Genomic DNA, 12,370 nt, shown 5'->3' with positions numbered 1-12,370 from the left:
TCCCCCACCCGATTTGTACCGCCGGGAAGTTGTGAACCCGCCCCTAAAGCGGGAAGTATGGACCCATGGCTTCTCAGCAGCGCTCGGCGCTCATCGTAGGGGCCGGAATCGCCGGGCTCGCCACAGCGCGGGCCTTGCAGCGAACCGGCTGGAAAGTCCATGTGGTCGAACGCTCCGGAACGCTGCAGCCGATAGGTACCGGAATAACCATCTGGGCCAACGGGACGCGCGCCTTGGAGCGCCTCGGTTTGCTCGGCGCCTTCCAAGACGCCTCGCTGCCGGTCGGCGGCAGCTCACACGACCAGTTCGGCAACGTGCTCGCCAGCTTCAGCAGCGATGACATGCGCCACCGGTACGGCCACCCCCTGCGCGCGATCCACCGCTCGGACCTCACCACACTGCTGAACGACTCGCTGTACGTCAACACTGTTCACCTGGGCCTGCAGGCAGTGAAGTTCAGCCGCGATCCGCACGGCGGCACCGTCATGCTGAACAACGGCGGCAGGATGCACGCCGACCTGGTGATCGGCGCCGACGGCCTGCGCTCGCTGGTCCGGCACGACCTGGTGGGCGACGGCACCCCGCGTCCCTCCGGCATCACCGCGATGCGCGCGGTCTGCCCCATCGGGGACCTTGATCCCGCGTGGCTCCCGTGGGGTGAGTCGTGGGGCAACGGCGAGGTCTTCGGCATGGTCCCGCTGCCCGGTGGGCAGATCTACTGGTATGCCACCATGCCGAATGCGGCGTTGGCACAGGACGACGACGTCCTCTGGCGCACGCTGGCCCTGCAGCGCTTCGACCTTTGGCACCCGGCCATCCGGGCGGTCATCCGCGCCACCAAGAGCCAGGACATCATGGCCCACGAGCTCTTCGATCGGAAGCCGGTCCTGGCCTGGTCCGGCAACCACGCCACGCTGGTGGGCGACGCCGCGCACCCCATGCTGCCGTTCCTCGGCCAGGGGGCGGGCCAGGCCCTCGAGGACGCCGTCGCGCTGGCCGATGCGCTGGCCGCCGATTGGAACATCACCACCGCCCTGCGCAGCTACGAACAGGCGCGGGCACCACACACGGCCAAGGTGGTGAAGGGCTCACGCAAGATGGCAAACATGGCCCGGGAGCAGAAGCCGTGGAAGCAAAAACTCCAACGCTCGCTGATCAGCATGTTGCCGCAGGCAGTGGTGTACCGGCAGTTGGACGACGTCGTCGGCCGCGTCGAGAGCTGATCCGGCCCGCAGTAGCCGACCGCCATTGACTGAAGCCCGCGTCCGTACTGAAATAGAGGTAACTCCGTCCCCCAGGGGTGCAGATGTTCCTCGCCCAGTTCGCGCAGCTGGCCATGGCCACCGTGGTGCTGGCGGCTGTGGTTTTCCTGACCTCTTACGCGGTCGAACGCGGCCTGCGCCGCTCCCCCGACGCGGATACGGCGTTCTGGTACTGCTTTTCCGGGCTCTGCTGCGCGCTGACCGTGGTGCTTGCCGCCGCCGCGCTCTTCCCGGCAGCAGTGCCGCTCTGGCTGCTGCTCGCCGCCGGTTGCGCGGCCCCCGCCGCTTGGCGGATTACCCGCCGGGCCGCCGCCGCCGTCCGCTACCAGGACACGCGCGGCTGGCATGAAGCGGCCGCCCGCCACGATGCGGCCCGCACCCGCTGGCTGGCGTACGAATTGGATCCGGCCCTGGCCATCGACTACCCGGACATGTCGGACGTCTCGCGGCCGGAGACAGCGGCCATGCTCCGTGCCATGAAACGCGCCGATGCGCTGCGTTCCCTGGGTCCGGATGACGACGGCGGTGCCGGCGCCTTCCCGACGGCGGTCGCCGAAGCAGCGGCCCGCCTCTCGGAGGCCGAACGGGCCGCGGGCCGTCCCGCGGAAGCCGTCGCGCAGACCGGCCGGGCTTTCCTGCCGGTCAGGCCTTCCGGTCAGGCGAACGTCCGGCCGGTGAGCCGCTCGTAGGCTTCCACGTAGCGGGCCCGGGTTTTCTGCACAATCTCCTCCGGCAGCACCGGCGGCGGGGTGTCCGAGTTCCTGTCCCAGCCGGAGGCCGGCGAGGTCAGCCAATCGCGCACGAACTGCTTGTCGAAGGAGGGCTGCGCCTTGCCGGGTTCGTACGTGTCCGCATCCCAGAACCGGGAGGAATCAGGGGTCAGCACCTCGTCGCCCAACGTGATGTCCCCCGTCGCCGGATCGATGCCGAACTCCACCTTGGTGTCCGCCAGGATGATTCCGCGTCCCCGGGCAATCTCCTCGGCGCGCGTGTAGATCGTCAGGGTCAGCTCGCGCAGCCGGGCTGCGGTCTCCGCCCCCATAGTCTGGACCACGGCGTCATAGGTGATGTTCTCGTCGTGCTCGCCCACCTCGGCCTTGGCCGACGGCGTGAAGATGGCCGGCTCCAGCCGGGAGCCGTCCACCAGGCCCGCGGGCAGCGGAAGCTCGCACACCGTCTGGGATTGCCGGTACTCCTCCAGCCCGGATCCGGTCAGGTAGCCGCGGGCAATGCATTCCACCGGGAACATGTCCAGCTTCTTGCAGACCATCGCCCGGCCGGCCACGGCTTCGGGCACATCCGTGGACACCACGTGGTGGGCTATCGGGCTGTCTCCTCCGGCGAGCTGTTCGAACCACCAGAGGCTCAACTGCGTAAGGATCCGGCCCTTGTCCGGAATCTCGCTGGAGAGCACATGGTCGAAGGCGCTGATCCGGTCGCTCGCCACCACCAGGACGGTGTCGTTGCGCTGGTCCAGCAGGCCTTCGGCGGCGATGTCCTCGCTGGAGGTCTCCACCTGCTGGGCCGCGGCCGGCACGTACAGGTCGCGGACCTTGCCGGAGTAGACATGCTTCCAGCCGGGCAGTTCCAGCACGTCGGGGGCGAATGCCATGGCGTTCCTCAGTCTCTCTGTGCTTCGGCCTGCGGCCCGGCGTGCGTGGCCTGCCCGGGCACGGTGATGGCGCCCTGGGCTGCCAATAGTGCGATGTCGCTGCGGAACTGCGAGCCCTCGAGGCCGATGGTGCCGATGCCTTCGTAGGCCCGTTCGCGCGCTTCCACCAAGTCTTCGCCCAGGGCGACGACGGCGAGCACCCGCCCGCCGGCGCTGGTCACCTTGCCGTTCTCGTCCAGCGCCGTTCCGGCGTGGATCACATGCACGTCGTCCAGCGCGTTGGCCTTCTTCAGCCCGCGAATCCGGTCGCCGGTGCGCGGCGTGCCTGGGTAATTCTCCGAGGCGAGCACCACTGCCACCGCGGACCGCCTGGACCACACCAGCTGTTCAGCGTCGTCCAACTCCCCCTTGGCCGCGGCCAGCAGCAGCCCGCCCAGCGGCGTCCGCAGCCGGGCCAGCACGGCCTGGGTCTCCGGATCGCCGAAGCGGGCGTTGAACTCGATGACCCGCACCCCGCGGCTCGTCACGGCCAGGCCGCAGAACAGCACGCCGACGAACGGTGTGCCCCGGTTGGCCATCTCGCGGATCGTGGGCAGCGCAACGCGGTCCATGACCTCCTCGACGAAGCCCGGCGGCAGCCAGGGCAACGGGGTGTAGGCGCCCATGCCGCCGGTATTCGGGCCTTCGTCGCCGTCGAAAATCCGCTTGAAATCCTGCGCGGGCACCAGCGGAATGGCGCGTTCGCCGTCGGAAATCACAAACAGGGAGACTTCCGGGCCGTCCAGGAATTCCTCGATCACCACGGAGCCGCCGGCGTCGAAGCAGGCCTGGGCGTGGGCCAGGGCTGCATCGCGGTCCCCGGTCACCACCACTCCCTTGCCGGCAGCCAGCCCGTCATCCTTGACCACGTACGGAGCGCCGAACGCATCCAGCGCCTCGGCTGCCTCCTCGGCGTTGGTGGCAACATGCGCCATGGCGGTGGGCACGTTCGCCGCGGCCATGACCTGCTTGGCAAAGGCCTTGGAGCCCTCCAATCGGGCAGCTTCCTTGCTGGGGCCGAACACCGGGATCCCGGCCGCGCGCAACGGGTCAGCCACGCCGGCTGCCAGCGGCGCCTCCGGGCCCACGACCACCAGGTCGGATTCCAGCCGTTGGGCCAACTCGGCGACGGCGGCCGGGTCGCTGGCGTCCACCGGGTGGGTGGGCACGATCTGCGCGATGCCGGCGTTGCCCGGGGCAGCATGGACCTCGGTCACAAACGGATCGGCCAACAGGGAACGGATTATTGCGTGCTCGCGGCCACCGGGGCCGATCACAAGTACCTTCACAAAGAACTACCCTACTTGGCGCGGGGCGGAGCCTCGAAGTTGTTGCGCCGGACCTAAACTAAGTCCATGCCCGAGACATTCAAAGCCGCGGACGCCGTGGAACTGGCCGTCGTCGAACGCAACGGTTTCATCGAATCACGCCACTTGGGCTCCGCCGTGGTGATGGCCGCGGACGGCACCGTGGTGACCGAACTCGGCGACATCACCGCACCGATCTTCCCGCGCTCCACGCTCAAGCCCTTCCAGGCCCTGGCCGCGATGCAGTCCGGCGTCCCGCTTCGCGGCGACCAGGTGGCCCTGGCCTGTGCCAGCCACGTGGGATCGCTGGAGCACATGGACGTAGTGGAGGGCATGCTCAAGGCCGCTGGCCTGACCGACGCCGACCTGCGCTGCCCGCCGGCCTGGCCGCAGGACGAACAGGCGCGGGGCTGGCTGGTCCGCACCGAACGGGGCCAGCAGCGCCTGGCCTTCGACTGTTCCGGCAAGCACGCCGCCTTCCTGTGGGCCTGCGTGGAGAACGGCTGGAACACCCGCAACTATCTGGAGCCGAACCACCCGCTCCAGCGCCGCGTCATGGAAGTCCTTGAGGAGTACGCCGAAGAGAAGATCGAGCACATCGCCGTCGACGGCTGCGGCGCGCCGGCTCCGGCGCTGTCCCTGACTGGCCTCGCCCGGGCCGTGGGCAAGCTGGCCAAGGCCCCGGCGGACAAGAACGCCGATGCCCGCGCGGCCACCATCGCCACCGCCATGCTGGACTACCCGTGGGCCGTCCACGGTCACGGCCAGGAGAACACCGTGGTGATGCAGGAATTGGAGATCATCGCCAAGTCCGGCGCCGAAGGCGTGATGGTGATGGGTACGCCGTCGGGGGTTTCGGTGGCGGTGAAGATCCTGGACGGCAGTTCCCGCGCCGGCTCGCTGATCGCGCTGACCCTGCTGGCCGCCTGCGACGCCATCGACGTGGACAAGGTGGGGCCGGTGCTGGAGGAAGTGGTCAAGCCGGTGCTCGGCGGCGGCCAGCCTGTCGGCCGGCTCCGGCTGGCACCGCCCATGGTCGCCCTGCTGGACTGAGGCGGAGCACCAGCCATGGGAGTACGACGCCGGATCGCGGCGGAAGAGGGCAACGCCGCCTTGGCTGCGTGGCGGGCGGGCGCCATCGACCGGAAGACAACCGCAACGGCCGTGCGGTACGCATTGGAGGAACTTTCCGAGCGTGCTCCCGGCAACAGCGTGGAAGTGCGGGTGCCGCCGTTCGGCGTCGCCCAGTGCATCGAAGGTCCGCGGCATACCCGCGGCACTCCCCCGAACGTGGTGGAAACCGACCCGGCCACGTGGCTGGCTCTGGTGACGGGGGCGCTGGGGTGGGACAGCGCCGTCGCAGCAGGCAAGGTGGCTGCCTCCGGCCTGCGGGCCGGGCTGGCGGATAGGCTGCCGCTCTTCGCCCGGTAGGCTGGAATGCATGACTTCTGAGCAAGAACCGGCCCGCGACAACCGGCAGGCTGATCCGGAACGCCGGGACGTCACCGTCCGCCGGGCGCCGAAATTCGTGCCCTTCGTCCTCATCTGGGCGCTGTTGGGCGTCATTGCTGCCGCCATCTCTGCGTATACCGGCCCGGAGAACCCCGATTTCACCCGCGGCACCATTTTCGCCTTCCTGGCCGTGCTCTTCGCGTTGGCCGGTGTGCTGATCGGTTCGCTGCTGTTCCTGGTCATCGACCGGGTCAGCGTCAAGCGTGCCAAGCCGGCTACGGCCGTTGCCGAGCCGGGGCAGGAAGACGTGGTTGACTCCGCGGCAACTGACGGTCAACTTTTGCTACCCGGCCAGCCCGAGCCCGACGACGCGCAGGCCAACGGCTCTGCCGGCGCCGAGACGGACACCGCCATGAGTACGCCGCAAGTTTCTGCCGACTCCACTGGCCAGGACGAAAGCTCCACTGCCGGCAGCGCTGCCGTCGGCGGCGAACCGGACGGCGAATCCGAAGGCGAACGCCGGACGTAACCTGCCGGCCGACGGCCGTAATTCCCATCACCTCGGTGATGCTGCCCGCCGGTCACATGAGAGAATAAGCGGGTGGCACGCGGTGACGGAAAACTCTCCCATGATCTTCTCCCCGGCGAAAAGGGACCCCAGGACGCCTGTGGCGTTTTCGGCGTCTGGGCCCCCGGTGAAGAAGTAGCAAAAATGACCTACTACGGCCTGTACGCCTTGCAGCACCGCGGACAGGAGTCCGCCGGTATTGCGACCAGCGACGGCAAACGCATCAACGTCTACAAGGACATGGGCCTGGTGTCCCAGGTCTTCGACGAAACCACGCTTAACACGCTGACCGGGCACATCGCCGTCGGCCACTGCCGCTACTCCACGACTGGCGGCTCCACCTGGGCCAACGCACAGCCCACCCTCGGCGCTACAGCCACCGGCACGGTGGCGCTGGCGCACAACGGCAACCTGACCAACTCCGCGGAGCTGTACGAGAAGGTGCTGGAGAAATTCGGCAAGCCCGACCGCGGCGAAATGGCCCAGGGCAATACCACTGACACCGCACTGGTCACCGCGCTGATGGCCGGCCAGGAAGGCCAGTCGCTCGAAGAGCGCACGATGGAACTGCTGCCCAAGCTGCGCGGCGCGTTCTGCTTCACCTTCATGGATGAAGGCACCCTGTACGCTGCGCGCGACCCAGCCGGAGTCCGTCCGCTGGTCCTCGGCCGGCTGGAACGCGGCTGGGTGGTGGCCTCGGAGACCGCGGCGCTGGACATCGTCGGCGCTTCCTTCGTGCGCGAAGTTGAGCCGGGCGAATTCATCGCGATCGACGAGAACGGACTGCGTTCCCAGCGTTTCGCCGAGAAAAAGGCCGCCGGCTGCGTCTTCGAGTACGTCTACCTGGCCCGCCCGGACACCTCCATCAACGGCCGCAGCATCCACGCTGCCCGGGTGGAGATGGGCCGCAAGCTGGCCAAGGAACATCCGGTCGAGGCCGACCTTGTGATCCCCACGCCGGAGTCCGGCACACCGGCAGCCATAGGCTACGCCGAAGCCTCCGGCATCCCCTACGGCCAGGGGCTGGTCAAGAATGCCTACGTGGGCCGGACCTTCATCCAGCCCAGCCAGACCATCCGCCAACTGGGCATCCGACTGAAGCTGAACCCGCTGAAGTCCGTCGTGCAGGGCAAACGGCTGGTGGTGATCGACGATTCGATCGTCCGCGGCAACACCCAGCGGGCCCTGGTCCGGATGCTGCGTGAGGCCGGTGCGGCCGAGGTGCACGTGCGGATCTCGTCGCCGCCCATCAAGTGGCCCTGCTTCTACGGCATTGACTTCGCCAGCCGGGCCGAGCTGATCGCCAATGGAATCGGCGTCGAAGACGTCCGGGCATCCCTGGGAGCCGACAGCCTCGGCTACATTTCCGAAGACGGCATGATCGAAGCCACGGAACAGCCGCGCGAGCGGTTGTGCACCGCCTGCTTTACCGGCGAGTATCCGATCGAACTGCCGTCCGCGGACCGCTTGGGCAAGAATCTGCTCGAGCGCGGCGACGAACCGGAGCACGGCTCCTGCGACCCAGGGCCGGACTCGGACCTGGAGAACCTCCTGACCGCCGAAGACAAGAAAGAGCGAGTATGACCTCCCCCGAACAGGGCCAGATCACCTATGCCAGCGCCGGCGTCGACGTCGAAGCCGGCGACCGGGCGGTCGAGCTGATGAAGGGTGCCATCAAGGCCACTCACAACTCCAACGTGATCGGCGGGGTCGGCGGTTTCGCCGGACTGTACGACGTCTCGGCACTGCTGAAGTACCGCAAGCCGCTGCTCGCCACCTCCACCGACGGCGTGGGCACCAAGGTGGCCATCGCCCAGGCCATGGATATCCATGACACCATCGGCTTCGACCTGGTCGGCATGGTCGTCGACGACATCGTGGTGGTGGGCGCCGAGCCCCTGTTTATGACCGACTACATCGCCTGCGGCAAGGTGGTCCCCGAGCGCATCGCGGACATTGTGCGCGGCATCGCGGCCGCCTGCGAGGTGGCCGGCACCGCACTGGTGGGTGGCGAGACGGCCGAACATCCCGGCCTGCTGGGCGAGCACGAATACGATGTTGCCGGAGCTGCCACCGGGCTGGTGGAGGCCGATGCGCTGCTCGGTCCGGAGCGGGTCAAGGACGGCGACGTCGTGATCGGCATGGCGTCCTCCGGCATCCACTCCAACGGATACTCGCTGGTCCGACGCGTGATCAATCACGCCGGCTGGGCGCTGGACCGGCAGGTGACCGAGTTCGGCCGGACGCTCGGCGAGGAACTGCTGGAGCCCACCCGCGTCTACGCGGCAGATTGCCTGGACCTGGCCCGCTTTGAAGCGGCCGGGGTGCACGGCTTCAGCCACGTCACCGGCGGCGGTCTGGCCGCCAACCTCGCACGCGTGCTGCCGCAAGGACTGATGGCCACGGTGGACCGCTCCACGTGGGAGCTGCCGGCCATCTTCAAGCTCATCGCCGAACTGGGCAACGTGCCGCAGGCCGATCTGGAGCGGACGCTCAACCTCGGCGTCGGCATGGTCGCCATCGTGGACGCCGCCGGGGCGGATGCCGCCCTGCAGCGGCTGAACGAGCGCGGCATGCCGGCTTGGGTCATGGGGCAGGTTGCTCCCATCGACGCTTCGCTGGGCGGCGTCGACTTTGTCCAGGGCGCCAAGGGCGTCGACGGCGGCGCCGTCCATCTGGTCAATTCATACGCCTGAGCCGTCCCGGACGCTGCCGTTCCGACGCTGGACCGCCCCTGCACCGCATCCGGTGCAGGGGCGGTTTTGCTTTGCCGGACATGTCCAGGGCCCACCCGCGGTGGGACACTGGGCGTATGGGTGCGTACGTGGTCGTGGTGTTCGTCAAGCCGGTGCGCCCCGGGCACACGTTCCCGCGGAGCGACTGGCCGCTGCACATCACGCTGGCGCGCTTCGACAGCAAGGAGCCGCCCGACGGCGTAGGCGAGCGGATCGGCGGCGCATTCGCCGGCCTGCTGGAGTTTGACGTACGCGCCGGGGCGGACGACTTCTTCGGCAGAAACCATTCCGTGCCGGTCTCGCTGGTGGAACCGCATCCGCAACTGCAGCTGCTGCACGACCGCCTGCTCGACGCACTCGGAACGGAGATCCACCTGCTCAGCCCGCAGCACACCCGCCAGAACTTCCGCCCGCACATCAGCCACCAAGCAGAAGGACGGCTGCAGCCGGGCGATGTGATCCGGGTGGAGCAGGCAGCTTTGGTGGACATGCGGCCCGACGGGGATGCAAAGCACCGACGGGTCCTCGCCGTCTGGAACTAGGCGGGAAGTCCGGCCGAAAGCGTTCGACAGGGAGGTAGCGACCGCGGCCGGCTAACCGACGTTGCGGCTGCCTTCGTCCTCGTCATCGTCGTACTGATCCGCGTACTTGTCCTCATAACCCGAGTAATCCGGCTCAGGCGGATTATCGGAGAATGCGTCGGAGGTATGGCGTTTCGCAGCGCCGAGTTCGCGCTGGAGAGCAGTGAGGTCAGTGGCCGGGCTGAAATACTTCATGTCCCGGGCCTGCCTGGTTGCTTTTGCCTTCTGACGGCCGCGCCCCATGGCGTGACCCCCTTTGTACGTCGATCCGGAGGTGGTCGCACGGCTAGCGCACGAGGCTCCGGAATAATTGATCAATTCTGTCGTACCTCTAGGGTACATGGTTTTCCACACTGCTCGTGGCAGGGCGGCCAGTCGCTGCGAGGCGACTCCCCACGTCCGGAAACGGCAAAATCGTGCGGCGCAACGGGATTGTTGGCTAAAGTCATCGTGGACCAGTTCTCCTTTCTCCCGGAGGACAACACGCACGGAAGGCAAGTTTCCCCATGAGCGAACAGGACAAGCGGCCTGACGACCGCGGGAGGCCTCCGCAGGAGGGCCCGGAGAACCTCGACGCGGAGAACCTCCACGTGCCTGAACCCGATCTCCATGTCAGCGCCGACGACGTCGAACTGGCTGAGCCGACCCTGGGCCCTGCGCGGATCAGTGACGACACCGCGGCCGAGGCCGATCTGGCGGTCGCTGCCGCCGAAGCCCAGGCGGTGGAGGAGGAAGCCGAAGCTGCCGGGCGGTTAATCGGTGGCCCCCGTGACGACGGTGCCATCAAGGCCAGCGGCACCGCGCCGGCCGGAGCAGCGGCGGGCGATCAGGACCTGGGGGAAAGCGCAGAGGCGTTCCCGGCTGCGCACGCACCGGAAGCCACCGCGGCTTCACCCGCCGTCCCGCCCACGTCGCCGGCCGTCCCGCCCACGTCGCCCGCGGTCCCGCCCACGTCACCGGCGGCCCCGCCGATGCCGCCCGCGGACTGGGACTCCGCGCCGGCAAGCGCCGACGGTTCCGCGCCGGAAAAGAAATGGTATTCGACCCCCGCCGGAACCACGCCCCCGAACAGCACCGGCGACGACACCGCCGCCGCCGAGGATTCCGCCGCTGGGTCGGGTCGGAACATCGACTGGAAGCCGCTGGTCATCATCGGCGCGGTGGTCGTTGTAGCCATCGTGATTATCGCCATCATCGTGTCCAGCCTGACCAGTAGCTCGCCGGCCGGCGGGGCCGCGAGCCCCTCGTCGTCGCAGAGTCCGGCGGAGACGGCGAACGCCGACGGAGTGGTCGCCGAGGACGTCTCGCCGTTCGACTTCCAGCAGGGCCAGTGCTTCACCGACTTCGAGGCGGTGATGCGCGACGCCACCGTGGTCACCTGCGACACCCCGCACACGGCCCAGCTGGTCGGAACGTTCTCCTACGGCGCCGATGAAAAGTTCCCGGGTGCCGACGAACTGAACATCAAGGCGCAGGCGGTCTGCACCGCCGTCGTCCTCAACGACGCCGTGGCAGAGGCCCCCGAGCTCAAGGACTCCTACGGGATGCCGTCCGAGGAAACCTGGGCCCGGGGCGACCGCAGGATCGATTGCTTCAAGATCGCCGCCGAAGGCGAAGAGATCACCGGCACTCTGGTCGGCCCGTAACGCCGCCGACTCACAAAAGTCCGGCGACCACCGCTGATGCGGCGTCGCCGGACTTTTCCGTCCCAGGAACGGTCCTGCCTTAGACGTTCCGGACCGCACCCACTTTTGCCAGCACGGTGAGGCCGCCGGCACCGCCCTCTCCGCCGATCTCCGGTGCATCCACCAGCACGGTGTCGCCGTCGCTGATCTCGCCGGCCAGCAGGCCGCGGGCCAGTTTGTCGCCGATCTCGCGTTGCACCAGCCGGCGCAGCGGCCGGGCACCGAAGGCCGGATCGAAGCCGGTCAGGGCCAGCCATTCCCGGGCCGCGTCCGTCACCTCCAGGGTGAGCCGGCGGTCGGCCAGCCGGGCGGCGAGCGAGGCCACCTGCAGGTCCACGATCCGGGACAGCTCTTCGATGCTCAGCGGGTCGAAGATGATCACGTCATCCAGCCGGTTGAGGAACTCGGGCTTGAAGCTTGCATGCACCACGCTGAGGACGGCTTCGCGCTTCTTCTCCTGGTCCAGTGACTGGTCCACCAAGAACTGCGAGCCCAGGTTGGAGGTCAGCACCAGAATCACGTTGCGGAAGTCCACGGTGCGGCCCTGACCGTCGGTGAGGCGTCCGTCGTCGAGCACCTGCAGCAGGATGTCGAAGGCCTCGGGATGGGCCTTCTCCACCTCGTCCAGCAGCACCACCGAGTAGGGGCGACGGCGCACGGCCTCGGTGAGCTGGCCGCCCTCTTCGTAGCCCACGTACCCGGGAGGGGCGCCGACAAGGCGGGACACGGAATGCTTCTCCGAATACTCGCTCATGTCGATCCGGACCATGGCACGTTCGTCGTCGAACAGGAAGTCCGCCAGTGCCTTGGCCAGCTCCGTCTTGCCGACGCCGGTGGGCCCCAGGAAGAGGAACGAGCCGGTGGGCCTGTCGGGGTCGCTGATCCCCGCCCGGGCCCGCCGTACCGCGTCCGAGACCGAGGCGACCGCCTTGGACTGGCCGATCAGCCGGGAGCCGATGTGCTCCTCCATCTGCAGCAGCTTCTGGCTTTCTCCCTGCAGCATGCGGCCGGCGGGGATGCCGGTCCACGCGGAGATGACCTCGGCAATGTCGTCGGCGGTCACCTCCTCGGAGACCATCTGGTCCCGGCCGGCGCCGCCCTGTTCCTCGGCCGCCTGCGCCTGGGCCAG

General features: G+C 68.3%; 13 protein-coding genes. 9 read left to right on the top strand and 4 right to left on the bottom strand.

Annotated features, from left to right (window positions below; all coding sequences use genetic code 11):
* Nucleotides 1-65 precede the first annotated feature (65 nt).
* A complete protein-coding gene (locus AC5RWT_RS14870; RefSeq protein WP_494080844.1) occupies nucleotides 66-1,223 on the top strand; it encodes an FAD-dependent oxidoreductase in 1,158 nt (385 codons plus the stop codon).
* A gap of 83 nt (nucleotides 1,224-1,306) precedes the next feature.
* The gene (locus tag AC5RWT_RS14865; protein WP_494080843.1) at nucleotides 1,307-1,951 is read left to right on the top strand and encodes a hypothetical protein; all 645 of its coding nucleotides are present in this window, start codon (nucleotides 1,307-1,309) and stop codon (nucleotides 1,949-1,951) included.
* On the opposite strand, the gene AC5RWT_RS14860 is transcribed toward AC5RWT_RS14865, so the two are convergent.
* Both AC5RWT_RS14860 and purD read right to left on the bottom strand, forming a co-directional pair.
* The gene (locus tag AC5RWT_RS14860; protein WP_494080842.1) at nucleotides 1,918-2,874 is read right to left on the bottom strand and encodes a phosphoribosylaminoimidazolesuccinocarboxamide synthase; all 957 of its coding nucleotides are present in this window, start codon (nucleotides 2,872-2,874) and stop codon (nucleotides 1,918-1,920) included. The genes AC5RWT_RS14865 and AC5RWT_RS14860 overlap by 34 nt on opposite strands.
* A gap of 8 nt (nucleotides 2,875-2,882) precedes the next feature.
* Nucleotides 2,883-4,202, bottom strand: coding sequence for a phosphoribosylamine--glycine ligase (gene purD, locus AC5RWT_RS14855; protein WP_494080841.1), 1,320 nt, complete (start codon nucleotides 4,200-4,202; stop codon nucleotides 2,883-2,885).
* A 66-nt stretch (nucleotides 4,203-4,268) separates the two neighbouring features.
* On the opposite strand from purD, the gene AC5RWT_RS14850 reads away from it, so the two are divergent.
* The 6 genes from AC5RWT_RS14850 (at nucleotide 4,269) to AC5RWT_RS14825 (ending at nucleotide 9,517) form a co-directional block, all read left to right on the top strand.
* Entirely contained in the window at nucleotides 4,269-5,273 is a 1,005-nt protein-coding gene (locus tag AC5RWT_RS14850) for an asparaginase (RefSeq protein WP_494080840.1), read from the top strand.
* 15 nt (nucleotides 5,274-5,288) lie between these two features.
* Nucleotides 5,289-5,651, top strand: coding sequence for a sterol carrier family protein (locus tag AC5RWT_RS14845; protein ID WP_494080839.1), 363 nt, complete (start codon nucleotides 5,289-5,291; stop codon nucleotides 5,649-5,651).
* Nucleotides 5,652-5,661: 10 nt separating this feature from the next.
* Nucleotides 5,662-6,201 carry a hypothetical protein gene (locus AC5RWT_RS14840; protein WP_494080838.1) on the top strand — a complete coding sequence of 180 codons (540 nt, stop codon included), beginning with the start codon at nucleotides 5,662-5,664 and terminating at the stop codon, nucleotides 6,199-6,201.
* A 72-nt stretch (nucleotides 6,202-6,273) separates the two neighbouring features.
* Nucleotides 6,274-7,824, top strand: a complete 1,551-nt coding sequence (gene purF, locus AC5RWT_RS14835; protein WP_494042740.1) for an amidophosphoribosyltransferase — start codon at nucleotides 6,274-6,276, stop codon at nucleotides 7,822-7,824.
* Nucleotides 7,821-8,936 (top strand): phosphoribosylformylglycinamidine cyclo-ligase, encoded by a 1,116-nt coding sequence (purM, locus tag AC5RWT_RS14830; RefSeq protein ID WP_494042741.1) that lies wholly within the window; start codon nucleotides 7,821-7,823, stop codon nucleotides 8,934-8,936. The genes purF and purM overlap by 4 nt, the downstream gene beginning before the upstream one ends.
* A 116-nt stretch (nucleotides 8,937-9,052) precedes the next feature.
* Nucleotides 9,053-9,517, top strand: a complete 465-nt coding sequence (locus AC5RWT_RS14825; RefSeq protein WP_494042742.1) for a 2'-5' RNA ligase family protein — start codon at nucleotides 9,053-9,055, stop codon at nucleotides 9,515-9,517.
* A gap of 51 nt (nucleotides 9,518-9,568) precedes the next feature.
* Here AC5RWT_RS14825 and AC5RWT_RS14820 read toward each other — a convergent pair whose 3' ends face one another.
* A complete protein-coding gene (locus AC5RWT_RS14820; RefSeq protein ID WP_494042743.1) occupies nucleotides 9,569-9,799 on the bottom strand; it encodes a DUF3073 domain-containing protein in 231 nt (76 codons plus the stop codon).
* 263 nt (nucleotides 9,800-10,062) lie between these two features.
* Here AC5RWT_RS14820 and AC5RWT_RS14815 point away from each other — a divergent pair, with 263 nt between their 5' ends.
* Nucleotides 10,063-11,202, top strand: a complete 1,140-nt coding sequence (locus AC5RWT_RS14815) for a septum formation family protein (protein WP_494080837.1) — start codon at nucleotides 10,063-10,065, stop codon at nucleotides 11,200-11,202.
* A gap of 79 nt (nucleotides 11,203-11,281) precedes the next feature.
* Here AC5RWT_RS14815 and AC5RWT_RS14810 read toward each other — a convergent pair.
* A partial coding sequence (locus AC5RWT_RS14810) for an AAA family ATPase (RefSeq protein ID WP_494080836.1) occupies nucleotides 11,282-12,370 on the bottom strand: 1,089 nt, incomplete at its 5' end.

The sequence above is a fragment of the Arthrobacter sp. Dra40 genome, from assembly GCF_059091905.1.
The sequence above is the reverse complement of the archived record's forward strand: the minus strand, read 5'-3'. Positions and strand labels throughout refer to the sequence as shown.